Source organism: Pseudomonas sp. NPDC089428 (assembly GCF_044749325.1).
Classification (GTDB): domain Bacteria; phylum Pseudomonadota; class Gammaproteobacteria; order Pseudomonadales; family Pseudomonadaceae; genus Aquipseudomonas.
The window spans coordinates 162,165-186,923 of record NZ_JBIVHT010000008.1; the positions used below are offsets into that span (position 1 = coordinate 162,165).

The window sequence follows — 24,759 nt, forward strand, 5'->3', positions numbered from 1 at the left end:
TTCATTTGAGTCGGTTTGATTTTTCACGTTTTTTTCATCCTCCGGTACACCTTCCTCCTTCCGTTAATGCGCTAAATCTCGGTCCTGTAAGGGTTTTCCTTATGAACGTGCCTTGACGGTGCAGCGGGCGGATTCCTATAGTGTGCGCAAGTGGCAGAAAGTGGGATGAAGTGGGTTTTCTGGCACAAAAAAGCTAACATTGTGGGGAATCGCAGCCGTGTTCCGCGGAGCCAACGCCGTCAGCCTCGATGCCAAGGGCCGTCTCGCAATGCCGAGCCGGTACCGTGACGAGCTCGATTCGCGTTGCAATGGTCAGCTGATCGTGACCATCGACGCCGTTGACCCCTGCTTGTGTGTTTATCCCCTCGATGAGTGGGAACAGATTGAAGCCAAGTTGCGTGCCTTGCCGTCGTTGCGTGAGGAAAACCGCCGCCTGCAGCGTTTGCTGATCGGTAATGCGGTTGACCTGGAGCTCGATGGCAGTGGGCGTTTCCTGGTTCCGCCCCGTCTGCGTGAGTACGCCAAGCTGGACAAGAAGGCGATGCTGGTGGGGCAACTGAACAAATTCCAGCTGTGGGATGAGGATGCCTGGAACGCGGTTTCGGCAGCCGACCTTGCAGCTATTCAACAACCGGGCGCCATGCCCGACGATTTGCGTGACCTGATCCTGTGACCATAGATAGCGGCTTCAACCACATCACCGTCCTGCTCGATGAAGCTGTCGAGGCATTGGCCCTGCGCGCCGACGGTTGCTATCTGGACGGCACCTTCGGGCGTGGCGGCCATAGCCGCCTTATCCTCAGCAAACTCGGGCCGCAAGGGCGGTTACTGGGCTTCGACAAAGATCCTCAAGCGATTGCCACCGGGCAAGCGCTGGCGGCCGAAGACGGCCGCTTTGTCATTGTGCAGCGCAGCTTTGCCGAGTTGGGCGCAGAAGTGGCCGAGCGTGGTCTACACGGCAAGGTCAGTGGCATCCTGCTTGACCTGGGCGTGTCCTCGCCGCAGTTGGATGACCCCGAGCGCGGCTTCAGTTTTCTCAACGATGGCCCGCTGGACATGCGCATGAACCCGGACCAGGGCATCAGCGCCGCCGAGTTCATCGCCACCGCTCCCGTCGAAGAAATTGCCCGCGTTTTCAAGGAGTACGGCGAAGAGCGCTTCGCCGGGCGCATGGCGCGTGCCGTGGTCGAACGCCGCGAGAAGCAGCCGTTCACCCGTACCGCCGACCTGGCTGAGGTGCTCAAGGTCGCCAACCCGGCCTGGGAAAAGGGCAAGAACCCGGCGACCCGCGCCTTCCAGGGCCTGCGCATCCACGTCAACAACGAGCTGGGCGACCTCGAGACTGGCCTTGAGGCTGCACTCGACGCCCTGGAAGTGGGTGGCCGTCTGGCTGTCATCAGCTTCCACTCGCTGGAAGACCGCATCGTCAAACTGTTCATGCGCAAGCTGGTCAAGGGCGAGGCCGACAACCTGCCACGCAACCTGCCGGTACAGCACAAGGTCTTCGAGCCGAAGATCAAGCTGATCGGCAAGGCCCAGTTTGCTTCCGAAGCCGAACTCAAAGCCAACCCGCGGTCGCGCAGCGCCGTGATGCGCGTGGCGGAGAAGCTTCGGTGAGCCGGCTATTCGCCAAACCTCTGCCAGGCGGAAGCTTCCTGATGCTTCTGCTTTTTGTCGGAGTGCTCGTTTCGGCCATCGCCGTGTCTTACAGCGCCCATTGGAATCGCCAGCTGCTCAACACCCTGTATGGCGAGTTGAACGAGCGTGACAAGGCTCAGGCCGAGTGGGGCCGGCTGATTCTTGAGCAAAGCACCTGGACCGCCTCCAGCCGCATCGAGAGCCTGGCCTCCGAACAGCTGAAGATGCGCGTGCCCGCGGCTGACGAAGTACGGATGGTGGCGCCATGATGAAGCTCGAAGGCGCACTCTACCCCTGGCGCTTCCGGGTGGTGATCGGTTTGCTGGCGCTGATGGTCGGCGCGATCTGCTGGCGCATCATCGACCTGCAGGTTGTCGACCGTGACTTCCTCAAGGGCCAGGGCGATGCCCGCAGCCTGCGTCACATTCCGATTCCCGCGCACCGTGGCCTGATCACCGACCGCAACGGCGAGCCGCTGGCCGTCAGTACCCCAGTCACCACCTTGTGGGCCAACCCCAAGGAAATGCAGGTGGCCAAGGACCGCTGGCCGCAGCTGGCCGCTGCCCTTGGGCAGAACGCCCAGCAGCTGACCGAGCGCCTGACTCAGCAAGCCAACAAAGAATTCATCTACCTGGTCCGCGGCCTGACCCCGGAGCAGGGCCAGCACGTGCTCGACCTGAAAGTGCCAGGCGTGTACGGCCTGGAAGAGTTCCGCCGTTTCTATCCGGCCGGTGACGTGACCGCGCACATGGTCGGCTTCACCGACCTCGACGACCACGGTCGCGAAGGTGTGGAGCTGGCCTACGATGAATGGTTGGCCGGCGTGCCCGGCAAGCGGCAGGTGATCAAGGACCGGCGTGGCCGGTTGATCAAGGATATCCAGGTCACCAAGAACGCCAAGGCCGGCAAGACCTTGGCGTTGTCGATCGACCTGCGCCTGCAATACCTGGCCACCCGTGAACTGCGCAACGCCATTGCCGAGCAGGACGCCAAGGCCGGCAGCCTGGTGATCATGGACGTCAAGACCGGTGAAGTCCTGGCCATGGTCAACCAGCCGACCTACAACCCTAACAACCGCCGTAGCATGTTCCCGGCCGCCATGCGTAACCGGGCGATCATCGACGTGTTCGAACCGGGCTCGACGGTGAAGCCGATCTCGATGAGTGCGGCGCTGCAGAGTGGCCGCTGGAAGCCGACCGACAAGGTCGAAGTGTATCCGGGCAGCCTGCAGATCGGCCGCTACACCATCAAGGACGTGTCCAAGAGCGAGGGCCCGATCCTCGACCTGACCGGCATCCTGATCAACTCCTCCAACGTCGGCATGAGCAAGATCGCCTTCGACATTGGCGGCGAAGCCATTTACCGGGTGATGTCCCAGGTCGGCCTGGGCCAGTACACCGGCCTTGGTTTCCCGGGCGAGCGCGTCGGCAACCTGCCCAACCACCGCGAGTGGCGCAAGGCTGAAACCGCGACCCTGTCCTACGGCTACGGTGTGTCGGTCACCGCCCTGCAGTTGGTGCACGCCTACGCGGCGCTGGCCAACGACGGCAAGATGGTGCCGCTGTCGATCCTCAAGGTCGACAAGGCGCCAGAAGCGGTGCAGGCCATTCCGAAGGAAACCGCCGAAACCATCCAGGGCATGCTGCAGCAGGTGATCGAAGCGCCGCGCGGCGTGTTCCGAGCCCAGGTGCCGTTCTACCACGTGGCCGGCAAGTCCGGTACCGCACGTAAGGCTACTGTGGGCTCCAAGGGTTACACCGAAAACGCCTACCGTTCGCTGTTTGCCGGCTTCGGCCCGATGAGCGATCCGCGCTACGCCATCGTCGTGGTCATCGACGAGCCGGGCAAGGGTGGCTACTTCGGCGGCCTGGTATCGGCCCCCGTATTCAGCAAGGTCATGTCGGGCACCCTGCGCCTGATGAATGTGCCGCCAGACAACCTGCCGCCGCCGAGTGACCCGCAGCAGGCCAGTGCAGTACCCGCCAAGGGAGGGCGTGGATGATGACGATGCCTTTGAGCAAGCTGTTCGCCCATGCCAGCCGTGATCCGCTGATCCGTGAACTGACCCTGGACAGCCGTCAGGTGCGTCAGGGCGACCTGTTCCTGGCTGTGCCCGGTGCCAAGGTTGATGGCCGTGAGCACATTGCCGATGCGCTGTCGCGTGGCGCTGCGGCCGTGGCTTATGAAGAGCATGGCGTCACCGTGCTGCCGATCACCGATGTGCCGCTGATTCCAGTGAAGGGGCTGATAGGCCAGCTGTCGCAGATTGCCGGGCGCTTCTACGGCGAGCCGAGCCGCCAGCTGAACCTGGTGGGCGTCACCGGCACCAACGGCAAGACCAGCGTTACGCAACTGGTGGCTCAGGCGCTCGATGAGCTGGGCCAGCGCTGTGGCCTGATTGGTACCCTGGGCACCGGCTTCTATGGCGAGCTGCAGAGCGGCCGACTGACCACGCCTGACCCGATTGCCGTGCAGTCGACCCTGAACGACCTCAAGAAAGGTGGCGCCAAGGCCGTGGCCATGGAGGTTTCCTCCCACGCCCTGGAGCAGGGCCGAGTCGCTGCGCTGGAATTCGACATCGCGGTCATGACCAACCTGTCCCGCGACCATCTGGATTATCACGGCAGCATGGAGGCCTACGAGGCCGCCAAGGCCAAGCTGTTTGCCTGGCCGAGCCTGCGTTGCCAGGTGGTCAACCTGGATGATGACTTCGGTCGTCGCCTGGCCGACGATTTTGCCCGCCGCCCGAGTGTCGACCATATCGAGACCCGGCTGCTCAGCTACAGCCTGGAAAACCCGGACGCTTCGCTGTTCTGCCGCGAAGCGCATTTCGATGATGATGGCGTGCGCGCCACACTGGTCACTGCCCAGGGCGAACGCATCCTGCGCAGCCAGCTGCTGGGCCGCTTCAACCTGAGCAACATGCTCGCGGCCGTGGCCACGCTGCTGGCGCTGGATTACTCGCTGGACGAGATTCTCAAGGTCACCCCGCAGCTGGAGGGCCCGGTCGGCCGCATGCAGCGCCTGGGTGGTGGTGCCAAGCCGCTGGTGGTGGTCGATTACGCCCATACCCCCGATGCGCTGGAAAAAGTCCTCGAAGCCCTGCGCCCACATGCCCACGGCAAGCTGCTGTGCCTGTTCGGCTGCGGTGGCGACCGCGATCGCGGCAAGCGCCCGCTGATGGCCCAAGTGGCCGAGCGCCTGGCCGACCGCGTGCTGGTTACCGATGACAACCCGCGTACCGAAGACCCGCTGCGTATCTTCGACGACATTCGCCCCGGTTTCGCCAAGCCTGGCGACGTCGAGTTCGTCGCTGGCCGCGGCGAGGCCATTGCCCACCTGATCGCCACCGCAGCGGCTGACGACGTGATCGTCCTGGCCGGCAAGGGGCACGAGGACTACCAGGAGATCCATGGCGAGCGCCATGCCTTCTCCGACCTGATCGAAGCCGACAAGGCACTTGCAGCCTGGGAGGCTCCACATGCTTAAGCCCATGACCCTCAGCCAACTGACCGGCGCCTTGAATGCGCGCCTGGTCAACGCCGACGCCAGCTTCAGCGGGGTCAGCATCGACAGCCGCAGCGTCACCGCCGGTCAGTTGTTCGTTGCGCTGACCGGGCCGCGCTTCGATGGCCATGACTACCTCGCCGACGTGAAGGCCAAGGGTGCCGTCGCTGCGCTGGTCGAGCGTGAAATCGCCGATGTCGATCTGCCGCAACTGCTGGTCGCCGACTGCCGCGTCGCGCTTGGCCAGCTGGGTGCGCTGAACCGCGCCGCCTTCGACAAGCCAGTGGTCGCCATCACCGGTTCCAGCGGCAAGACCACGGTCAAGGAGATGCTTGCCAGCATCCTGCGCACCCGTGGCCTGGTGCATGCCACCCGCGGCAACCTGAACAATGACCTCGGTGCTCCGCTGACCTTGCTGGAAATCGCCCCGGAGCACAGCGCTGCGGTGATCGAGCTGGGTGCCTCGCGCATCGGCGAGATCCGCTACACCGTCGGCCTCACCCGGCCACAGGTGGTGATCATCAATAACGCCGGCACCGCCCATGTTGGTGAGTTCGGAGGCCCGGAGAAGATCGTCGAAGCCAAGGGCGAGATCCTCGAAGGCCTGGGCGAGGGCGGCACCGCCATCCTCAACCTGGCCGACAAGGCGTTCGAGATCTGGCGCAAGCGCGCTGGCAACCACCGCATCTTCAGCTTTGCCCTGGACAACCCGCAGGCCGACTTCCATGCCAGTGACATTGGCCGTGATGCCCGTGGCTGCCCATCGTTCACCCTGCACGGCCCTGATGGCAGTGTGCCGGTGCAACTGAGCCTGCTGGGCACCCACAACGTCAGCAACGCCCTGGCCGCTGCCGCCGCTGCCCATGCCGTTGGTCTGAGCCTGAGTGGCATCGCCGCCGGCCTTAACGCCGTGCAGCCGGTCAAGGGCCGCACCGTGGCGCAAATCGCCCCGAGTGGTGTGCGGGTTATCGACGACAGCTACAACGCAAATCCCACCTCCATGTGTGCGGCCATTGATATACTCGCCGGCTTTTCCGGGCGCACCGTTCTGGTGCTTGGAGATATCGGCGAACTGGGCCAGTGGGCGGAAGAAGGCCACCGGCAGGTGGGTGACTACGCACGTGGCAAGGTTGACGCCGTGTATGCAACGGGTTCCAACATGATTCATGCGGTCAAGGCGTTCGGCGCCAATGGCCGTCATTTCGCTACTCAAGCTGAGCTGATCGACGCCGTTCGCGGCGAGACTGCCAGCGACACCACTATCTTGATCAAGGGCTCGCGCAGCGCTGCGATGGAAAACGTCGTGGCTGCACTGTGCGGTGCCAGCGGGGAGAAACATTAATGCTGCTGCTGTTGGCCGAGTATCTGCAACAGTTCCACAAGGGCTTCGCGGTCTTCCAGTACCTGTCCCTGCGCGGGATTCTTGGTGTGCTGACCGCGTTGTCGCTGGCGCTGTGGCTGGGGCCGTGGATGATCCGTACCCTGCAGATTCGCCAGATTGGTCAGGCCGTGCGTAACGACGGCCCGCAATCGCACCTGTCCAAGTCCGGCACCCCGACCATGGGTGGCGCACTGATCCTGTCTGCCATCGGCGTCAGCACACTGCTGTGGGCCGACCTGTCCAACCGCTACGTCTGGACCGTGCTGATCGTCACCCTGCTGTTCGGGGCCATCGGCTGGGTCGACGACTACCGCAAGGTGATCGAAAAGAACTCGCGGGGCCTGCCGAGCCGCTGGAAGTACTTCTGGCAGTCGGTGTTCGGCCTGGGCGCTGCCGTGTTCCTGTACATGACCGCACCAACCAGCGTCGAAACCACCCTGATCGTGCCGTTCCTCAAGGACGTCACCATCCCGCTGGGTATCGGCTTCGTCGTCCTGACCTATTTCGTCATCGTCGGCTCCAGTAACGCGGTCAACCTGACTGACGGCCTCGATGGCCTGGCGATCATGCCAACCGTGATGGTCGGCGGTGCGCTGGGTATCTTCTGCTACCTGTCGGGTAACGTGAAGTTCGCCGAATACCTGCTGATCCCTTACGTGCCGGGCTCGGGCGAGCTGATCGTGTTCTGCGGCGCGCTGATCGGTGCCGGCCTGGGCTTCCTGTGGTTCAACACCTATCCGGCCCAGGTGTTCATGGGTGACGTCGGCGCGCTGGCGCTGGGCGCCGCCCTGGGCACCATCGCCGTGATCGTGCGCCAGGAAATCGTGCTGTTCATCATGGGCGGCATCTTCGTGATGGAAACCCTGTCGGTGGTGATCCAGGTCGCCTCGTTCAAGCTCACCGGCAAGCGCGTGTTCCGCATGGCGCCGATTCACCACCACTTTGAACTCAAGGGCTGGCCTGAGCCACGCGTGATCGTCCGCTTCTGGATCATCACTGTGATTCTGGTACTGATCGGCCTGGCAACCCTGAAACTGAGGTAGAAAAGCGTGTCATTGATCGCTTCCGACCAATTCCGCATCGTTGTCGGCCTCGGCAAGAGCGGCATGTCCCTGGTTCGCTTCCTGGCGAACCGGGGCATTGCCTTTGCGGTCGCCGACACCCGCGAGCAACCGCCGGAACTGGAAACCCTGCGCCGTGATTACCCGCAGGTGGAAGTGCGCTGTGGCGAGCTGGACGTGGACTTCCTGTGCCGCGCCAACGAACTGTACGTGAGCCCTGGCCTGGCCCTGGCCACTCCGGCCCTGCAGCAGGCGGCGGCGCGTGGCGTGCAACTGTCCGGTGACATCGAACTGTTCGCCCGCCATGCCAAGGCACCGATCGTGGCGATCAGCGGCTCCAACGCGAAAAGCACCGTCACCACCTTGGTAGGCGAAATGGCCGCCAAGGCCGGCAAGCGTGTGGCCGTGGGTGGCAACCTGGGCACCCCGGCGCTGGATCTGCTGAGCGACGACGTCGAGCTGTATGTGCTGGAGCTGTCCAGCTTCCAGTTGGAAACCACCGACCAGCTCAACGCCGAAGTCGCCACCGTGCTGAATATCAGCGAAGACCACATGGACCGCTACAGCGGCCTGCCGGCCTACCACCTGGCCAAGCACCGGATCTTCCGCGGTGCCCGCCAGGTGGTGGTCAACCGCCAGGATGCCTTGAGCCGGCCATTGCCGGTGGAAGGTCGCCCGTGCTTCACCTTTGGCCTCAACCAGCCGGACTTCAAGGCTTTCGGCCTGCGTGAAGTCGACGGTGAGAAGTACCTGGCGTACGAATTCCAGACGCTGATGCCGGTGCGTGAGCTGAAGATTCGTGGTGCCCACAACCAGAGCAACGCCCTGGCGGCCCTGGCCCTCGGCCATGCCGCCGGCCTGCCGTTCGCGCCGATGCTCGAAGCACTGCGTGAGTTCAAGGGCCTGGCGCATCGCTGCCAGTGGATCCGTGAGCGCAACGCCGTCAACTGGTACGACGATTCCAAGGCCACCAACGTCGGCGCCGCACTGGCGGCGATCGAAGGCCTGGGGGCGGACATCGACGGCAAGCTGGTGCTGATCGCTGGTGGCGACGGCAAGGGCGCCGATTTCGCTGCCCTGCGCGAGCCGGTCAAACGCTTCTGCCGCGCCGTGGTGCTGCTCGGCCGTGATGCCGAACGCCTGGCCGAGGCCCTGGGCGATGACGTGCCGCTGGTACGGGTCAAGACCCTGGACGACGCCGTGCAGCGATGCGCCGAGCTGGCCGTGGCGGGCGATGCGGTGCTGCTGTCGCCGGCCTGCGCCAGCCTCGACATGTTCAAGAACTTTGAAGAACGCGGGCGGCTGTTCGCCCAGGCGGCGGGAGGGCTGGCATGATCTTCGGCATCCTCAAGCCGTACCCGTCGCCGCTGATCAGTGGCCGTGGCATCGACCTCGACTTCGCCATGCTGGCCGGTTGCCTGGCGCTGCTCGGCCTGGGCCTGGTGATGATCACCTCGGCATCCTCGGAAGTGGCCGCGGTGCAGTCCGGCAACCCGCTGTATCACATGTTCCGCCACCTGGTGTACGTGTTCCTAGGCCTGGTCGCCTGTGGCGCAACCATGATGGTGCCGATCGCCACCTGGCAGCGCATGGGCTTCATGATGCTGATCGGTGCCTTCGGCCTGCTGGTGCTGGTGCTGGTGCCGGGGATCGGCCGCGAAGTGAACGGTTCGATGCGCTGGATCGGCTTCAGCTTCTTCAACGTCCAGCCTTCGGAAATCGCCAAGGTCTTCGTGGTCATCTACCTGGCCGGTTACCTGGTTCGTCGGCAGACCGAGGTGCGCGAAACCTGGATGGGCTTCTTCAAGCCGTTCATCGTGCTGTTGCCGATGGCCGCCCTGCTGCTGATGGAGCCGGACTTCGGCGCCACCGTGGTAATGATGGGGGCCGCTGCCGCCATGCTGTTCCTCGGCGGGGTGGGGCTGTTCCGCTTCAGCCTGATGGTGGTGCTGGCGGTGGTCGCGGTGTTCGTGCTGGTGCAGGCGCAGCCTTACCGGATGGCCCGTCTGATTACCTTCACCGACCCGTGGTCCGACCAGTTCGGCTCCGGCTACCAGCTGACCCAGGCGTTGATCGCCTTTGGCCGTGGCGAGTGGCTGGGCGTGGGGCTGGGCAACAGCGTGCAGAAGCAGTTCTACCTGCCCGAAGCGCACACCGACTTCGTGTTCTCGGTGCTGGCCGAAGAGCTGGGCGTGGTCGGTTCGCTGGTAACCATCGCGCTGTTCGTGTTCGTCACCATCCGCGCCTTGTACATCGGCCTGTGGGCGGAGAAGGCCAAGCAGTTCTTCGCTGCCTACATGGCATTCGGCCTGTCGTTCCTGTGGATCGGCCAGTTCCTGATCAACATCGGCGTGAACGTCGGCCTGCTGCCGACCAAGGGGCTGACCTTGCCGTTCCTCAGCTACGGCGGTTCATCGCTGGTGATCTGCTGTGCCTGTGTGGGGCTGTTGCTGCGCATCGAATGGGAGAGCCGCACGCACCTGGGCAGCGAGGAGCACGAATTCAAAGAGAGCGATTTTGCCGAGGAGACCAATCATGGCCGCTGACGGCAAGAACGTACTGATCATGGCCGGTGGTACTGGGGGGCACGTGTTCCCGGCCCTGGCCTGTGCCCGTGAATTCCAGGCGCGCGGTTATACCGTGCACTGGCTGGGCACCCCGCGCGGTATCGAGAACGAGCTGGTGCCGCAAGCTGGTCTGCCCTTGCACCTGATCCAGGTCAGCGGCCTGCGCGGCAAGGGCAAGCTCTCGTTGCTCAAGGCTCCGTTCACCCTGGTCAAGGCGGTGCTCCAGGCACGCCGTATCGTGCGCGAGCTCAAGCCTGTGTGCGTGGTTGGCTTCGGCGGCTATGTAACCGGCCCGGGCGGCGTTGCCGCACGGCTGTGCGGCGTGCCGTTGGTGATCCACGAGCAGAACGCCCGCGCCGGCACCACCAACCGGCTGCTGCTGCCGCTGGCTGCGCGTGTCTGCGAAGCCTTCCCGGCGACCTTCGATGCCAGCGACAAGCTGCGTACCACCGGCAACCCGGTGCGTCCGGAGCTATTCATGGATGCCCAGCGGGCGCCCCTGGCCGAGCGCCGCGCGCGCCTGCTGGTGATGGGTGGCAGCCTGGGTGCGGAACCATTGAACAAATTGTTGCCTAAGGCCCTGTCCGAAGTGCCGGCGAACCTGCGCCCAGAGGTGTTTCACCAGGCCGGCAAGCACCACGCGCCGGCCACTGCCGAGCGTTACCGCGAGGCGGGTGTAGAGGCCCAGGTCGAACCGTTCATCAAGGACATGGCCCATGCCTATGGCTGGGCCGATATCGTGGTCTGCCGGGCCGGTGCCCTGACCGTCAGCGAGCTCGCGGCGGCGGGCCTGCCCTCGATGCTGGTGCCCTTGCCCCACGCGATCGACGACCACCAGACCCACAATGCCCAATATCTGGCCCGGGAAGGCGCTGCCTTCCTCATGCCACAAGCGACAACTGGCGCAGCGCAACTCGCTGAACGCCTGAACGAGGTGCTGATGCAACCCGAGAAACTCAACACCATGGCAGGCACCGCACGGCGCCTGGCCAAACCTGCTGCAACCAGCACCGTGGTCGATATCTGCCTGGAGGTGGCCCATGGTTGAGAGCCAGAAAGCCATGCCCCAGCCGAAGATGGGCCGCATCAACCGTATCCATTTCGTCGGTATCGGCGGCGTGGGCATGTGCGGTATCGCTGAAGTGCTGCTGAACCTGGGCTACCAGGTGTCCGGTTCCGACCTCAAGGCGTCGCCGGTTACCGAGCGCCTGGAGTCGTTCGGCGCCGAAATCTTCGTTGGCCACCGTGCCGAGAACGCTGCCAATGCCGATGTGCTGGTGGTGTCCAGCGCGATCAACCCGGCCAACCCGGAAGTCGCCACTGCCCTTGAGCGTCGTATCCCGGTGGTGCCGCGTGCCGAGATGCTCGCCGAGCTGATGCGCTACCGCCATGGCGTGGCGGTTGCCGGTACCCACGGCAAGACCACCACCACCAGCCTGCTGGCTTCGGTGTTCGCCGCCGGTGGCCTGGATCCGACCTTCGTCATTGGTGGCCGACTGACCGCTGCCGGCACCAACGCGCAGCTGGGCACCAGCCGTTACCTGATTGCCGAAGCTGACGAAAGCGATGCCAGCTTCCTGCACCTGCAGCCGATGGTTGCCGTGGTCACCAACATCGACGCCGACCACATGGCGACCTACGAAGGCGACTTCAACAAGCTGAAGAAGACCTTCGTCGAGTTCCTGCACAACCTGCCGTTCTACGGCCTGGCCGTGATGTGCCTGGACGACCCTGTCGTGCGCGAGATCCTGCCGCAGGTCAAGCGCCCGACCGTCACCTACGGTTTCAGCGAAGAGGCCGACATCCGCGCCATCAATGTGCGCCAGCAAGGCATGCAGACCCACTTCACCGTGCTGCGCCGCGACTGCGAGCCGCTTGAGGTGTCGGTGAACATGCCCGGCAACCACAACGTGCTAAACGCCTTGGCCACCATCGCCATCGCCACTGACGAAGGCATCAGCGACGAAGCCATCGTCCAAGGCCTGTCCGGTTTCCAGGGCGTTGGCCGACGCTTCCAGGTTTACGGCGAACTGCCAGTCGAAGGCGGCAGCGTGATGCTGGTCGACGACTACGGTCACCACCCGACCGAAGTGGCCGCGGTGATCAAGGCCGTGCGCGGTGGCTGGCCAAGCCGCCGCCTGGTGATCGTCTACCAGCCGCACCGCTATAGCCGTACCCGCGACCTGTACGACGATTTCGTCCAGGTGTTGGGCGATGCCAACGTGCTGCTGCTGATGGAGGTGTACCCGGCCGGCGAGGAGCCGATCCCTGGTGCCGACAGCCGTCAGCTGTGCCACAGCATCCGCCAGCGCGGCAAGCTGGACCCGATCTACATCGAACGTGGTGCCGAGCTGGCGCCGCTGGTCAAGCCGCTGCTGCGCGCTGGCGACATCCTGATCTGCCAGGGTGCCGGTGACGTCGGCGGCCTGGCCCCGCAACTGATGAAAAGCCCGCTGTTCGCTGGCGCCAAGCAGGAGAAGTCGAAATGACCAGCGCTTACGAACAACTGCACTCGACTCTGGATGTGAATGCATTCGGCCGCGTGGCCGTGCTGTACGGCGGCAAGAGCGCCGAGCGTGAAGTGTCGCTGAAGTCCGGTGCTGCGGTGATCGACGCACTGACCACTGCCGGTGTCGACGTGGTCGGCATTGATGTCGGTGACGACCTGCTGGCGCGTCTGCAGAGCGAGAAGATCGACCGTGCCTTCATCATCCTCCACGGCCGTGGCGGTGAAGACGGCAGCATGCAGGGCCTGCTCGAATGCCTGGGCATCCCCTACACCGGCAGCGGTATCCTCGCTTCGGCGCTGGCCATGGACAAACTGCGCACCAAGCAGGTGTGGCAGAGCCTGGGTATTCCGACCCCGCGCCACGCGGTGCTGGCCAGCGAACACGATTGTGTTGCCGCCGGTACGGAACTGGGCTTCCCGTTGATCGTCAAACCGGCCCATGAAGGTTCCAGCATCGGCATGGCCAAGGTGAACAGCGTGGAAGAGCTGGTCGCCGCCTGGAAGGATGCCGCCCGTTACGATTCGCAAGTCCTGGTCGAGCAATGGATTCACGGCCCGGAGTTCACCATCGCCGTTCTGCGTGGCCAGGTGCTGCCGCCGATCGCCTTGGGCACTCCGCACGTATTCTACGACTACGACGCCAAGTACATCGCCAATGACACCCAGTACCGCATCCCGTGCGGCCTGGACAGTGCCAAGGAGCAGGAACTGATCGACCTGACCGCGCGCGCCTGCGATGCCATTGGCATCGAAGGCTGGGGCCGGCTGGACGTGATGCAGGACGAGCAGGGCCGGTTCTGGCTGCTCGAAGTCAACACCGCACCCGGCATGACTGACCATAGCCTGGTGCCCATGGCGGCCCGCGCGGCCGGCCTGGACTTCCAGCAACTGGTGCTGGCGATCCTGGCCGAAAGCGTGGCGACGCGAGGTTAACCATCATGCAAGGCGCAATGATACGTCAGCAGCAACCCGTTACCGGCCGCAGCAAGCCGGTGCCGCGCGGTGCCAGCCGACTGGTGGCCGACGAGCCCGTATCGGCGCGCCTGCCGCGGCCCAGCCTGGGCGGCCTCAAGCGCCTGCTGTGGCCGATCGTGCTGGTGGCTGCAGGCTTCGGCGCCTATGAGGGCGCCATCCGCCTGATGCCGTATGCCGACCGGCCGATCACCAAGATCGACGTGCAGGGCGACCTCAGCTACATCAGCCAGCAGTCGGTGCAGCAACGCATTGCGCCGTATGTAGCGGCGAGCTTCTTCAGCGTTGACCTCACGGCGATGCGTGCCGAGCTCGAGCAGATGCCGTGGATCGCCCACGCCGAAGTGCGCCGGGTGTGGCCGGATGAAGTGGTAATCCGCCTGGAAGAACAGCTGCCGGTGGCACGCTGGGGTGACGAGGCCCTGCTCAACAACCAGGGCCAGGCCTTCACCCCGCGCGAACTGGCCAACTACGAGCACCTGCCGCAGCTGGCCGGGCCGCAGCGCGCTCAGCAACAAGTCATGCAGCAGTATCAGGTATTGAGCCAGATGCTGCGCCCCCTGGGCTTTTCCATCGCTCGCCTGGAGCTGCGCGAGCGCGGTAGCTGGTTCCTGACCACCGGCGCGAGCAGCGCAGGGCCAGGTATCGAACTGCTGTTGGGGCGCGACCATCTGGTGGAGAAGATGCGCCGTTTCATTGCCATTTACGACAAGACACTCAAAGAGCAGATCACCAATATCGCCCGCATTGATCTGCGTTACGCCAACGGACTTGCCGTTGGCTGGCGGGAACCGAACGCACCGACGACGGCCCAACCCGCCGTTGCGAAGAATTAGAGAGAGGCAGGACCATGGCAAACGCGCATAGCGGCAAAATGATCGTCGGGCTGGACATCGGCACCTCCAAGGTGGTGGCGCTGGTGGGTGAAGTGGGCGAAGACGGCACCCTCGAAATCGTGGGCATCGGCACCCATCCGTCCCGCGGCCTGAAAAAAGGCGTGGTGGTGAACATCGAGTCGACCGTGCAGTCGATCCAGCGCGCAGTGGAAGAAGCCCAGCTGATGGCCGGCTGCCGCATCCACTCGGCGTTCGTCGGCGTGGCCGGCAACCACATTCGTAGCCTGAACTCCCACGGTATCGTCGCCATCCGCGATCGCGAGGTCAGCGTAGCCGACCTCGAGCGCGTGCTCGACGCCGCCCAGGCCGTGGCCATTCCGGCTGACCAGCGCGTGCTGCACACCCTGCCGCAGGACTACGTGATCGACAACCAGGAAGGCGTGCGCGAACCGCTGGGCATGTCCGGCGTGCGTCTGGAAGCCAAGGTTCACGTGGTCACTTGCGCCGTCAACGCGGCGCAGAACATCGAGAAGTGCGTACGCCGCTGTGGTCTGGAAATCGACGACATCATCCTTGAGCAGTTGGCCTCGGCCTACTCGGTGCTGACCGATGACGAGAAAGAGCTGGGCGTGTGCCTGGTCGACATTGGTGGTGGTACCACCGACATCGCCATCTTCACCGAGGGCGCGATCCGCCACACCGCAGTGATCCCGATTGCCGGCGACCAGGTTACCAACGACATCGCCATGGCCCTGCGTACGCCGACCCAGTACGCCGAAGAAATCAAGATTCGCTACGCCTGCGCCCTGGCCAAACTGGCCGGCGCCGGCGAGACCATCAAGGTGCCAAGCGTGGGCGACCGCCCACCGCGCGAGCTGTCGCGCCAGGCCCTGGCCGAGGTGGTGGAGCCACGTTATGACGAGCTCTTCACGCTGATCCAGGCTGAGCTGCGCCGCAGCGGCTACGAGGACCTGGTGCCAGCCGGCATCGTCCTCACCGGCGGCACCGCGAAGATGGAAGGCGCCGTGGAACTGGCCGAAGAAATCTTCCACATGCCGGTACGCCTGGGCGTACCGCACAGCGTTCGGGGGCTGAGCGACGTGGTGCGCAACCCGATCTATTCCACCGGCGTGGGCTTGCTTACCTACGGCCTGCTCAAGCAGTCCGAGGACATGGTCCTGACCGGCAACAGCAACAGCAGCAGCAACAGCTATGGCGATGAACCGAAGGCTCCAGTGCTTGAACGCTTCAAGCGCTGGGTCCAGGGCAACTTCTAAGTTTCAAAGCAGTAGTGGTAGGCGCGACAACTAGAGAACTGTAAGGAGAGGGAAAATGTTCGAGCTCGTAGACAACGTCCCGCAAAGTCCGGTCATCAAGGTGATCGGCGTCGGCGGTGGCGGCGGCAACGCCGTCAACCACATGGTGAAGAGCAGCATCGAAGGCGTCGAGTTCATCTGCGCCAACACCGATGCCCAGGCGCTGAAAAACATTGGCGCACGCACCATCCTGCAACTGGGTACCGGCGTGACCAAGGGCCTGGGTGCCGGTGCCAATCCGGAAGTCGGCCGTCAGGCCGCGCTGGAAGACCGTGAGCGCATCGCCGAGGTGCTGCAGGGCACCAACATGGTGTTCATCACCACCGGCATGGGTGGCGGTACCGGTACCGGTGCGGCGCCGATCATCGCCGAAGTGGCCAAGGAAATGGGCATCCTCACCGTTGCGGTGGTGACCCGTCCGTTCCCGTTCGAGGGTCGCAAACGTATGCAGATCGCCGATGAAGGCATCCGCATGCTGGCTGAGAGCGTCGACTCGCTCATCACCATCCCCAACGAGAAGCTGCTGACCATCCTGGGCAAGGATGCCAGCCTGCTGTCCGCCTTTGCCAAGGCCGACGATGTACTGGCCGGTGCCGTTCGCGGTATCTCCGACATCATCAAGCGCCCGGGCATGATCAACGTCGACTTCGCCGACGTGCGCACCGTCATGGGTGAAATGGGCATGGCGATGATGGGTACTGGTTGCGCCAGTGGCCCGAACCGTGCTCGCGAAGCCACCGAAGCGGCGATCCGCAACCCGCTGCTCGAAGACGTCAACCTGCAGGGCGCCCGCGGCATCCTGGTGAACATCACCGCAGGTCCTGACCTGTCGCTGGGTGAGTACTCCGACGTGGGTAGCATCATCGAAGCCTTCGCCTCCGACCATGCCATGGTCAAGGTGGGCACCGTGATCGACCCTGACATGCGCGACGAACTGCACGTGACCGTGGTTGCCACTGGTCTGGGCGCGCGCATCGAGAAACCGGTGAAAGTGGTCGACAACACCCTGCAGACCGCTCAGCAGGTGTACGAGGCTTCCAACCCGGCGCCGGTTCGTCAGGAGCAGCCAGCCGTCAACTACCGTGATCTGGAGCGCCCGACCGTGATGCGCAACCAGGCCCACGCAGGGGCTGCTGCGGCAGCTAAACTCAACCCACAGGATGACCTGGACTACCTCGATATCCCAGCCTTCCTGCGTCGTCAGGCTGATTGATGGAATTTATCAGGGGTATAAGGGTGATTGGTGTTCAGCAAAGGCCGGGTCTGTTATCATCCCCAGCCTTTGTTGATACCTGTTCGCATTATTTGCGCTGAAGCGGCCAATGCCATGATTAGACAACGCACCCTGAAGAATACCATCCGTGCCACGGGCGTCGGCCTGCACTCCGGGGAGAAGGTCTACCTGACCCTCAAGCCTGCGCCTGTCGACACCGGCATCGTCTTCCGTCGCGCCGACCTTGACCCTGTGGTCGAGATCCCGGCGCGTGCGGCCAATGTGGGTGAGACCACCATGTCCACCACGCTGGTCAACGGTGACGTCAAGGTCGATACGGTCGAGCACCTGCTCTCCGCCATGGCGGGCCTGGGCATCGATAACGCCTACGTCGAGCTCTCCGCCTCGGAAGTGCCGATCATGGATGGCAGCGCCGGTCCCTTCGTATTCCTGATTCAGTCTGCCGGCCTGGAAGAGCAGGACGCAGCCAAGAAGTTCATCCGCATCCTGCGCGAAGTGACAGTGGTGGAGGGCGACAAGAGCGCCACCTTCCTGCCATTCGACGGGTTCAAGGTGAGCTTCGAGATCGACTTCGATCACCCGGTCCTCAAGGGCCAGACCCAGAGTGCGGTCGTCGACTTCTCCAGCACCTCGTTCGTGAAGGAAGTCAGCCGCGCCCGTACCTTCGGCTTCATGCGTGACATCGAGTACCTGCGCAAGCACAACCTTGCGCTGGGTGGCAGTGTCGAGAACGCCATCGTGGTCGACGAGACTGGTGTGCTCAACGAAGACGGCCTTCGTTCCGATGACGAATTCGTCAAGCACAAGATCCTCGACGCCATTGGCGACCTTTACCTGCTGGGCAACAGCCTGATCGGCGAGTTCAAGGGCTACAAGTCCGGCCACGCGCTGAACAACCAGCTGCTGCGCAAGCTCATTGCTGAAACCGATGCCTGGGAAGTGGTCACTTTCGAAGATGCCAGCACGGCACCGATCTCGTACATGCGCCCTGTTGCGGCCGTGTAAGTTCGAACACTCTCTAGTTCATTGAGGCCACCTTCGGGTGGCCTTTTTTATTTCAGGGCTTTTCTTTGTGATGGGCGTGGCTGGCCAGGCGCTCAAGGGCGGCGCGCAGCTTGGGGTCGGCGATGCCTTCAGCGGAATCGCGGATGCTCGCGGCGGCGGTGTTCGACAGCACGGTGGTGTTGCCGCCGCGCTTGGCCGGCACCAGTGGTGGCTGTACCTTGTAGAGGATGCGCTGCAGGTTGCCGAAGGCTTCCAGCGCCTGCAGCTGGCGCTGCAGGCGCTTTTGCTGGTAGCGCAGGCGCGTAGCCCAGTGGCCGTCGGTAACCACCAGCAGCAGGGTGCCATCGCGCCAGGAGGCCACATGGCAATGCTCGCGGGCAGCCGGCTGCAACTGGCTTTCCAGCAGGCGCTGCAAGTGTTCCAGGCGTTCGGCCTGGTTCAGCAGCAGGCGCAGCGGGCGGTTCTGACGCAGCAGGGTAGCGGGCGGTTGAGCGGGGGAGGGTTTGAAGGCCATGGCGGTATGCATGAGGTGACAAGCAAGATGGGCAGTCTAACACCTCTGTTGCCCGCGAAGAGGCCAGTACAGGCAATACAAAATACGAGCCATTCTCGATAGCTTTCATCCTCCTCTGGGTTGAACTCAGGGAAAATGCCCCTATCTTAGAAAAGCCCCCGCCTAAGCGCTGTGCCAGCATCGTGGCAATCGACCACTTTCCTCACCATCGTTTCCGGGTAGAATGCTCGTTCGCATGCGGCCTCAGGGCTGCACGGGCGACTCATGGGGCCGCCCTCCATCCCTACGTGTGGAAGATCCTGCCGATATGTTTGCGCCTTTGTTAAAGAAACTTTTTGGAAGCAAGAACGAGCGTGAAGTCAAACGCATGCTCAAGACGGTGTCTATCGTCAATGCCTTCGAAGAGAAGATGGTGGCCCTCTCCGACGAGCAACTGCGCGCCAAGACCGCAGAGTTCAAGGAGCGCCTGGCCAAAGGCGAGACCCTGGACCAGCTGTTGCCCGAAGCCTTCGCCGTGGCCCGTGAGGCCGGCAAGCGCGTCATGGGCATGCGGCACTTCGACGTGCAGCTGATCGGCGGCATGACCCTGCACGAGGGCATGATCGCAGAAATGCGTACCGGTGAAGGCAAGACCTTGGTCGGTACCCTGGCCGTTTACCTCAATGCCCTGTCGGGCAAGGGCGTACACGTGGTCACGGTGAACGACTACCTGGCCCGCCGTGACGCCAACTGGATGCGCCCGCTGTACGAATTCCTCGGCCTGTCCGTGGGCATCGTCTCGGCCTTCCAGCCGCCTGAAGAAAAGCGCGCCGCCTACGCTGCCGACATCACCTACGGCACCAACAACGAATTCGGTTTCGACTACCTGCGCGACAACATGGCGTTCAGCCAGGAAGAGAAGTTCCAGCGTGAACTGAACTTCGCCGTGATCGACGAAGTCGACTCGATCCTCATCGACGAAGCGCGCACCCCGCTGATCATCTCCGGCCAGGCCGAAGACAGCTCCAAGCTGTACATCGAGATCAACCGCCTGATCCCGCGCCTGACCCAGCACATCGAAGAAGTCGAAGGCCAGGTCACCCAGGAAGGCCACTTCACCATCGACGAGAAGAGCCGCCAGGTCGAGCTCAACGAAGCCGGTCACCAGTACATCGAAGAGATGCTGACCCAGGCTGGCCTGCTGGCCGAAGGCGAAAGCCTGTACTCGGCGCACAACCTGGGCCTGCTGACCCACGTCTACGCCGGCCTGCGTGCACACAAGCTGTTCCACCGCAACGTCGAGTACATCGTCCAGGACGGCCAGGTCCTGCTGATCGACGAGCACACCGGCCGTACCATGCCCGGCCGTCGCCTGTCCGAGGGCCTGCACCAGGCCATCGAAGCGAAAGAGAACCTGAACATCCAGGCCGAAAGCCAGACCCTGGCTTCGACCACCTTCCAGAACTACTTCCGCCTTTACAGCAAGCTGTCCGGCATGACCGGCACCGCAGACACCGAGGCGTTCGAGTTCGCCCAGATCTACGCCCTCAACGTGATGGTCATTCCGCCGAACAAGCCGCTCGCGCGTAAGGACTTCAACGACCTGGTGTACCTGACCGCCGACGAGAAATACGCCGCGATCATCGCCGACATCAAAGAAAGCATGACCCAGGGCCGCCCGATCCTGGTGGGTACCGCCACCATCGAAACCTCGGAGCACATGTCGAACCTGCTGAAGAAGGAAGGTATCGACCACAAGGTACTGAACGCCAAGTACCACGAGAAGGAAGCCGAGATCATCGCGCAAGCCGGTGCTCCGGGTGCGCTGACCATCGCCACCAACATGGCTGGCCGTGGTACCGACATCCTGCTGGGCGGTAACTGGGAAGCCGAAGTGGCCGCCCTGGAAAACCCGACGCCCGAGCAGATCGCCCAGATCAAAGCCGATTGGCAGAAGCGTCACCAGCAGGTGATTCAAGCCGGTGGCCTGCACGTGATCGCCTCCGAGCGCCACGAATCGCGCCGTATCGACAACCAGCTGCGTGGCCGTTCCGGTCGTCAGGGCGACCCGGGTTCGAGCCGCTTCTACCTGTCGCTGGAAGACAGCCTGATGCGCATCTTCGCCTCTGACCGGGTGAAGAACTTCATGAAGGCACTGGGCATGCAGTCCGGCGAGGCCATCGAGCACCGCATGGTCACCAACGCCATCGAGAAAGCCCAGCGCAAGGTCGAAGGCCGCAACTTCGACATCCGTAAACAGCTGCTCGAATACGATGACGTGGCCAACGAACAGCGCAAGGTGATCTACCACATGCGCAACAGCCTGCTGGCGGCCGAGAACATTGGCGACACCATCGCCGAGTTCCGTCAGGAGGTGCTGGATGCCACCATCAGCCAGCACATTCCGCCGCAGTCGCTGCCGGAGCAGTGGGACGTGGCCGGCCTCGAAGCGTCGCTGGCCAGCGACTTTGCCATGAAGCTGCCGATCCAGCAGTGGCTGGACGAGGACGATCACCTCTACGAGGAGACCCTGCGCGAGAAGCTGCTGAACGAAATCACCACTGCCTACACCGAGAAGGAAGACCAGGCCGGTATCGACGCCCTGCGTACCTTCGAGAAGCAGATCCTGCTGCGTGTGCTGGACGACCTGTGGAAAGACCACCTGTCGACCATGGACCACCTGCGTCACGGTATCCACCTGCGTGGCTACGCCCAGAAGAACCCGAAGCAGGAGTACAAGCGCGAGTCGTTCTCGCTGTTCCAGGAACTGCTCGAGTCGATCAAGCGCGACACCATCCGCGTGCTGTCGCACGTTCAGGTACGCCGCGAAGACCCGGCCGAAGAAGAAGCCCGTCTGCGCCGCGAAGCCGAGGAACTGGCCAGCCGCATGCAGTTCCAGCATGCCGCCGCGCCGGGCCTTGAAAGTGAGCAGCTGAGCGAGGAGGGCGCCGAAGTGGCCGTGGCCGCTGCCCCGGTACGCAACGACCTGAAGCTTGGCCGCAACGAGCCGTGCTGGTGTGGTTCGGGCAAGAAATTCAAGCATTGCCATGGTCAGATCGAGTGACCTGAACCATCCGCTGTAACGTGACAAAACCGGGGCCGCTGTGCGGCCCATTCGCGGCACAAGGCCGCTCCCACAGGGACTGCGCCGCATCAGGTTGCAAGCCTCTTGTGGGAGCGGCCTTGTGCCGCGAATGGGGCGCTAAGCGGCCCCGCTCTTCCATCATCAGTTCACCGTTTTTCTAGGAGCGCTCTAATGGCTGTTGGTCTTGGTCCTTTGCCCACCCTGCACCCGGTTCCGGGTTTTGAACTCGGCATCGCTTCTGCTGGCATCAAGCGCCCCGGGCGCAAGGACGTGGTGGTCATGCGCTGTGCCGAAGGCTCCAGCGTGGCTGGCGTGTTCACCCTCAACGCCTTCTGTGCCGCTCCGGTGATCCTGTCCAAGCAGCGCGTGCAGGGCACCGTGCGCTACCTGCTGACCAATACCGGCAATGCCAACGCCGGTACCGGCGCGCCAGGCCTGGCCGCTGCCGAACGTACCTGCGCCAAGCTGGCCGAGCTGACCGGCGTGCCTGCCGAATCCGTGCTGCCGTTCTCCACGGGTGTGATCGGTGAGCCACTGCCGGTCGAGAAGATCGAAGGCGCGCTGCAGGCCGCCCTGGACAACCTGTCGGAAAACCACTGGGCTGAAGCCGCCACCGGCATCATGACCACCGACACCCTGCCAAAAGGTGCCAGCCGCCAGTTCCAGCACGATGGCGTGACCGTCACCGTGACCGGTATCAGCAAAGGTGCCGGCATGATTCGCCCGAACATGGCCACCATGCTTGGCTACATTGCCACCGACGCCAAGGTCGCCCCGGCAGTGCTCAAGGACTTGATGCTCGACGGCGCCAACAAGTCGTTCAACCGCATCACCATCGACGGTGACACCTCGACCAACGACTGCTGCATGCTGATCGCCACCGGCAAGGCCAACCTGCCGGAAGTGACCGAGGCCAGCGGCGCGCTGTTCGAAGCGCTGAAGAAGGCCGTGTTCGAAGTGTGCATGGACGTGGCCCAGGCCATCGTCCGTGACGGCGAAGGCGCGACCAAGTTCGTCACCGTGCAGGTCAACGGTGGTGGCAATCACCAGGAGTGCCTGGATGTCGGTTACGCCGTGGCCCACTCGCCACTGATCAAGACCGCGCTGTTCGCCTCCGACCCGAACTGGGGCCGGATTCTGGCTGCCGTGGGCCGTGCTGGCGTGCCGGAGCTGGATGTCAGCCTGATCGACGTGTACCTCGACAACGTGTGCATCGCCAGCCAGGGCGGCCGCAGCCCGAGCTACACCGAAGCGCAGGGTTCTGCGGTGATGGCCCAGGAAGAGATCACCATCCGTATCGAGCTTGGTCGTGGCCAGTGCAGCGAAACCATCTGGACCACCGACCTGTCCCACGAATACGTGAAGATCAACGCCGAATATCGCACCTGATGTTAATGGGGCCGCCTTGCGGCCCTTTCGCGGATGAGTCCGCTCCTACAAGGGGTCATGCGCTCCCTGTAGGCGCGGATTCATCCGCGATGGGCTGCAAAGCAGCCCCGACATTCCAAACACATGGAGCCGAACCATGAGCTATCACCTGATCATCGGCGACAAGCTGTATTCCTCCTGGTCGCTGCGGGGCGCCCTGGCCCTCGAACTGGCCGGCGTGGCGTACGATGAAACGCTGATCAAACTGAACCAGCCCGACACCCGCAAACGCATCCTCGAATTCTCCGCCACCGGCAAGGTGCCGCTGCTCAAGACCGAGCACGGGGTGATCGCCGATTCCCTGGCCATTGCCGAATACCTCAACGAACGCCACCCCGAGGCCCAGCTGTGGCCGGCCGATGTGGCCGCCCGTGCCCAGGCTCGTTCGGCCTGCGCGCAGATGCACAGCGGCTTCTTCGCCCTGCGCGGTGCCATGCCATTCGACCTGACCCGTGACCAGGCGCTGGAGAACATGCCGCTGGAGGTGCAGGTGGACATCGACCGCATCGTCGCGCTGTGGTCCGAGTGCCGCCTGGTTGCCAAGGACAGCGGGCCGTTCCTGTTCGGCAAGCCGACCCTGGCCGATGCCTTCTTCGCTCCGGTGGCGGTGCGCCTGCGCACCTACCGCGTGGAAGTGCCCGCTGAGGCCGCCACCTATATCGAGACCATTTACCAGTGGCCAGCCTTCCAGGCCTGGCAGCAAGCTGGCCTGGCGGAGCGTGAAGGTTGAAACGGATTCATGTTGTAGCCGCGGTGATCCGCGGTGCTGACGGGCGCATTCTGATTGCGCGCCGCGCCGATACCCAGCACCAGGGCGGCCTGTGGGAATTCCCTGGCGGCAAGGTGGAAGAAGGCGAAGGCGTCGAAGCAGCGCTGGCCCGTGAGCTGCGTGAAGAACTGGGCATCGAAGTGACCACTTCACGGGCACTGATCAAGGTCAGCCACGACTACCCGGACAAGCAGGTGCTGCTGGATGTTCGCGAGGTCGACGCGTTTACCGGCGAGCCCCATGGCGCAGAAGGCCAGCCTCTGGCCTGGGTTGCACCGCGTGACCTGGCGCAATACGAATTCCCAGAGGCCAACAAGCCGATCGTAGCGGCTGCCCGCTTGCCGGATCAGTACCTGATCACACCGGATGGCCTGGAAGTGCCGGCGATGCTCAAGGGTATCCAGAAGGCCGTGGCCAGTGGTATCCGCCTGATCCAGCTGCGCGCCCCGGACATGTACGACCCCAAGTACCGCGATGTGGCGGTGGACGCTGTGGGGCTGTGCGCCGGCAAGGCGCAGCTGATGCTCAAGGGGCCTCTGGAGTGGCTGGGGGACTTCCCGTCCGCCGGTTGGCACCTGACCGCCGCACAGCTGCGCAAGTACGCAGCCAAAGGCCGTCCGTTCCCCAAGGAGCGCTGGCTGGCGGCGTCGTGCCACAGTGCCGAAGAGCTGGCGCTGGCCGAGCAGATGGGCGTGGATTTCGTCACCCTGTCGCCGGTGCAGGCGACCCAGACCCACCCCGAGGCGGTACCGCTGGGGTGGGATGAGGCGCAGCGGCTGATTGCCGGGTTCAATCAGCCGGTGTACCTGCTGGGTGGTGTCGGGCCGGGTGAGCGGCAGAAGGCCTGGGAGGCTGGAGCCCAAGGTGTTGCCGGGATACGCGCGTTCTGGCCGGAATAACTGGGGCCGCGTTGCGGCCCATTCGCGGGACAAGCCCGCTCCCACAGGTACAGCGCCGG

21 protein-coding genes are annotated in these 24,759 nt (G+C 63.8%); 20 read left to right on the top strand and 1 reads right to left on the bottom strand.

The features are described from left to right. The first annotated feature begins 217 nt into the window (after positions 1 to 217). The 16 genes from mraZ to lpxC all read left to right on the top strand — a co-directional run bounded on the left by mraZ (position 218) and on the right by lpxC (position 18,026). Positions 218 to 673 (top strand): division/cell wall cluster transcriptional repressor MraZ, encoded by a 456-nt coding sequence (gene mraZ / locus ACIPZ5_RS17090; protein WP_011535546.1) that lies wholly within the window; start codon positions 218 to 220, stop codon positions 671 to 673. After that, the gene (gene rsmH / locus ACIPZ5_RS17095) at positions 670 to 1,617 is read left to right on the top strand and encodes a 16S rRNA (cytosine(1402)-N(4))-methyltransferase RsmH (protein WP_400809768.1); all 948 of its coding nucleotides are present in this window, start codon (positions 670 to 672) and stop codon (positions 1,615 to 1,617) included. The genes mraZ and rsmH overlap by 4 nt, the downstream gene beginning before the upstream one ends. Continuing rightward, the gene (gene ftsL / locus ACIPZ5_RS17100) at positions 1,614 to 1,907 is read left to right on the top strand and encodes a cell division protein FtsL (protein ID WP_261941472.1); all 294 of its coding nucleotides are present in this window, start codon (positions 1,614 to 1,616) and stop codon (positions 1,905 to 1,907) included. The genes rsmH and ftsL overlap by 4 nt, the downstream gene beginning before the upstream one ends. Beyond that, on the top strand, positions 1,907 to 3,640 hold the full coding sequence (locus ACIPZ5_RS17105; RefSeq protein ID WP_177408517.1) for a penicillin-binding protein 2: 1,734 nt from the start codon (positions 1,907 to 1,909) through the stop codon (positions 3,638 to 3,640). The genes ftsL and ACIPZ5_RS17105 overlap by 1 nt, the downstream gene beginning before the upstream one ends. Continuing rightward, positions 3,637 to 5,127 carry a UDP-N-acetylmuramoyl-L-alanyl-D-glutamate--2,6-diaminopimelate ligase gene (locus ACIPZ5_RS17110; RefSeq protein WP_400809769.1) on the top strand — a complete coding sequence of 497 codons (1,491 nt, stop codon included), beginning with the start codon at positions 3,637 to 3,639 and terminating at the stop codon, positions 5,125 to 5,127. Before ACIPZ5_RS17105 ends, ACIPZ5_RS17110 begins: the two co-directional genes overlap by 4 nt. After that, complete coding sequence (gene murF / locus ACIPZ5_RS17115) at positions 5,120 to 6,487, top strand: UDP-N-acetylmuramoyl-tripeptide--D-alanyl-D-alanine ligase (RefSeq protein WP_400809771.1); 1,368 nt, start codon at positions 5,120 to 5,122, stop codon at positions 6,485 to 6,487. The genes ACIPZ5_RS17110 and murF overlap by 8 nt, the downstream gene beginning before the upstream one ends. Continuing rightward, complete coding sequence (mraY, locus tag ACIPZ5_RS17120; protein WP_079226637.1) at positions 6,487 to 7,569, top strand: phospho-N-acetylmuramoyl-pentapeptide-transferase; 1,083 nt, start codon at positions 6,487 to 6,489, stop codon at positions 7,567 to 7,569. The genes murF and mraY overlap by 1 nt, the downstream gene beginning before the upstream one ends. 6 nt (positions 7,570 to 7,575) lie before the next feature. After that, positions 7,576 to 8,922 (top strand): UDP-N-acetylmuramoyl-L-alanine--D-glutamate ligase, encoded by a 1,347-nt coding sequence (gene murD / locus ACIPZ5_RS17125; protein WP_261941468.1) that lies wholly within the window; start codon positions 7,576 to 7,578, stop codon positions 8,920 to 8,922. Next, complete coding sequence (gene ftsW / locus ACIPZ5_RS17130) at positions 8,919 to 10,133, top strand: putative lipid II flippase FtsW (protein ID WP_400809772.1); 1,215 nt, start codon at positions 8,919 to 8,921, stop codon at positions 10,131 to 10,133. Before murD ends, ftsW begins: the two co-directional genes overlap by 4 nt. Next, positions 10,123 to 11,202 carry an undecaprenyldiphospho-muramoylpentapeptide beta-N-acetylglucosaminyltransferase gene (gene murG, locus ACIPZ5_RS17135; protein ID WP_261941467.1) on the top strand — a complete coding sequence of 360 codons (1,080 nt, stop codon included), beginning with the start codon at positions 10,123 to 10,125 and terminating at the stop codon, positions 11,200 to 11,202. The genes ftsW and murG overlap by 11 nt, the downstream gene beginning before the upstream one ends. After that, entirely contained in the window at positions 11,195 to 12,643 is a 1,449-nt protein-coding gene (gene murC / locus ACIPZ5_RS17140) for a UDP-N-acetylmuramate--L-alanine ligase (protein WP_343597836.1), read from the top strand. The genes murG and murC overlap by 8 nt, the downstream gene beginning before the upstream one ends. Further along, the gene (locus tag ACIPZ5_RS17145; protein ID WP_313713283.1) at positions 12,640 to 13,596 is read left to right on the top strand and encodes a D-alanine--D-alanine ligase; all 957 of its coding nucleotides are present in this window, start codon (positions 12,640 to 12,642) and stop codon (positions 13,594 to 13,596) included. The genes murC and ACIPZ5_RS17145 overlap by 4 nt, the downstream gene beginning before the upstream one ends. 5 nt (positions 13,597 to 13,601) lie before the next feature. Further along, positions 13,602 to 14,471 (top strand): cell division protein FtsQ/DivIB, encoded by an 870-nt coding sequence (locus tag ACIPZ5_RS17150; protein ID WP_085675083.1) that lies wholly within the window; start codon positions 13,602 to 13,604, stop codon positions 14,469 to 14,471. A 14-nt stretch (positions 14,472 to 14,485) separates the two neighbouring features. Continuing rightward, the gene (ftsA, locus tag ACIPZ5_RS17155) at positions 14,486 to 15,748 is read left to right on the top strand and encodes a cell division protein FtsA (RefSeq protein ID WP_027594020.1); all 1,263 of its coding nucleotides are present in this window, start codon (positions 14,486 to 14,488) and stop codon (positions 15,746 to 15,748) included. A 55-nt stretch (positions 15,749 to 15,803) separates the two neighbouring features. Further along, entirely contained in the window at positions 15,804 to 17,000 is a 1,197-nt protein-coding gene (ftsZ, locus tag ACIPZ5_RS17160) for a cell division protein FtsZ (RefSeq protein ID WP_003260772.1), read from the top strand. A 114-nt stretch (positions 17,001 to 17,114) separates the two neighbouring features. Further along, positions 17,115 to 18,026: a UDP-3-O-acyl-N-acetylglucosamine deacetylase gene (gene lpxC / locus ACIPZ5_RS17165; protein ID WP_060508542.1), complete on the top strand. Its 912-nt coding sequence runs from the start codon at positions 17,115 to 17,117 to the stop codon at positions 18,024 to 18,026. 52 nt (positions 18,027 to 18,078) lie between these two features. Here the strand turns inward: lpxC and ACIPZ5_RS17170 are convergent, their stop codons facing one another. Further along, positions 18,079 to 18,540 carry a DUF721 domain-containing protein gene (locus ACIPZ5_RS17170; protein WP_400809775.1) on the bottom strand — a complete coding sequence of 154 codons (462 nt, stop codon included), beginning with the start codon at positions 18,538 to 18,540 and terminating at the stop codon, positions 18,079 to 18,081. A 307-nt stretch (positions 18,541 to 18,847) separates the two neighbouring features. Between ACIPZ5_RS17170 and secA the strand changes: the two genes are divergently transcribed. From secA to ACIPZ5_RS17190, 4 genes are all read left to right on the top strand, one after another. Beyond that, positions 18,848 to 21,583 carry a preprotein translocase subunit SecA gene (gene secA, locus ACIPZ5_RS17175; RefSeq protein WP_261941464.1) on the top strand — a complete coding sequence of 912 codons (2,736 nt, stop codon included), beginning with the start codon at positions 18,848 to 18,850 and terminating at the stop codon, positions 21,581 to 21,583. A gap of 192 nt (positions 21,584 to 21,775) precedes the next feature. Beyond that, on the top strand, positions 21,776 to 22,993 hold the full coding sequence (gene argJ / locus ACIPZ5_RS17180; RefSeq protein WP_085675085.1) for a bifunctional glutamate N-acetyltransferase/amino-acid acetyltransferase ArgJ: 1,218 nt from the start codon (positions 21,776 to 21,778) through the stop codon (positions 22,991 to 22,993). A 136-nt stretch (positions 22,994 to 23,129) separates the two neighbouring features. Next, a complete protein-coding gene (locus ACIPZ5_RS17185) occupies positions 23,130 to 23,762 on the top strand; it encodes a glutathione S-transferase family protein (protein WP_261941463.1) in 633 nt (210 codons plus the stop codon). Then, on the top strand, positions 23,759 to 24,700 hold the full coding sequence (locus ACIPZ5_RS17190; protein ID WP_343597821.1) for a Nudix family hydrolase: 942 nt from the start codon (positions 23,759 to 23,761) through the stop codon (positions 24,698 to 24,700). The genes ACIPZ5_RS17185 and ACIPZ5_RS17190 overlap by 4 nt, the downstream gene beginning before the upstream one ends. Positions 24,701 to 24,759 lie beyond the last annotated feature (59 nt).

What these genes read in the sequence shown, in the direction of transcription:
- ACIPZ5_RS17105 (WP_177408517.1), top strand. Translation starts at nt 1,907, where the DNA reads ATGAAGCTCGAAGGCGCACTCTACCCCTGGCGCTTCCGGGTGGTGATC.
- ACIPZ5_RS17110 (WP_400809769.1), top strand. Translation starts at nt 3,637, where the DNA reads ATGATGACGATGCCTTTGAGCAAGCTGTTCGCCCATGCCAGCCGTGAT.
- murF (WP_400809771.1), top strand. Translation starts at nt 5,120, where the DNA reads ATGCTTAAGCCCATGACCCTCAGCCAACTGACCGGCGCCTTGAATGCG.
- mraY (WP_079226637.1), top strand. Translation starts at nt 6,487, where the DNA reads ATGCTGCTGCTGTTGGCCGAGTATCTGCAACAGTTCCACAAGGGCTTC.
- ftsW (WP_400809772.1), top strand. Translation starts at nt 8,919, where the DNA reads ATGATCTTCGGCATCCTCAAGCCGTACCCGTCGCCGCTGATCAGTGGC.
- murG (WP_261941467.1), top strand. Translation starts at nt 10,123, where the DNA reads ATGGCCGCTGACGGCAAGAACGTACTGATCATGGCCGGTGGTACTGGG.
- murC (WP_343597836.1), top strand. Translation starts at nt 11,195, where the DNA reads ATGGTTGAGAGCCAGAAAGCCATGCCCCAGCCGAAGATGGGCCGCATC.
- ACIPZ5_RS17145 (WP_313713283.1), top strand. Translation starts at nt 12,640, where the DNA reads ATGACCAGCGCTTACGAACAACTGCACTCGACTCTGGATGTGAATGCA.
- ACIPZ5_RS17150 (WP_085675083.1), top strand. Translation starts at nt 13,602, where the DNA reads ATGCAAGGCGCAATGATACGTCAGCAGCAACCCGTTACCGGCCGCAGC.
- ftsA (WP_027594020.1), top strand. Translation starts at nt 14,486, where the DNA reads ATGGCAAACGCGCATAGCGGCAAAATGATCGTCGGGCTGGACATCGGC.
- ftsZ (WP_003260772.1), top strand. Translation starts at nt 15,804, where the DNA reads ATGTTCGAGCTCGTAGACAACGTCCCGCAAAGTCCGGTCATCAAGGTG.
- lpxC (WP_060508542.1), top strand. Translation starts at nt 17,115, where the DNA reads ATGATTAGACAACGCACCCTGAAGAATACCATCCGTGCCACGGGCGTC.
- ACIPZ5_RS17170 (WP_400809775.1), bottom strand. Translation starts at nt 18,540, where the DNA reads ATGGCCTTCAAACCCTCCCCCGCTCAACCGCCCGCTACCCTGCTGCGT.
- secA (WP_261941464.1), top strand. Translation starts at nt 18,848, where the DNA reads ATGTTTGCGCCTTTGTTAAAGAAACTTTTTGGAAGCAAGAACGAGCGT.
- argJ (WP_085675085.1), top strand. Translation starts at nt 21,776, where the DNA reads ATGGCTGTTGGTCTTGGTCCTTTGCCCACCCTGCACCCGGTTCCGGGT.
- ACIPZ5_RS17185 (WP_261941463.1), top strand. Translation starts at nt 23,130, where the DNA reads ATGAGCTATCACCTGATCATCGGCGACAAGCTGTATTCCTCCTGGTCG.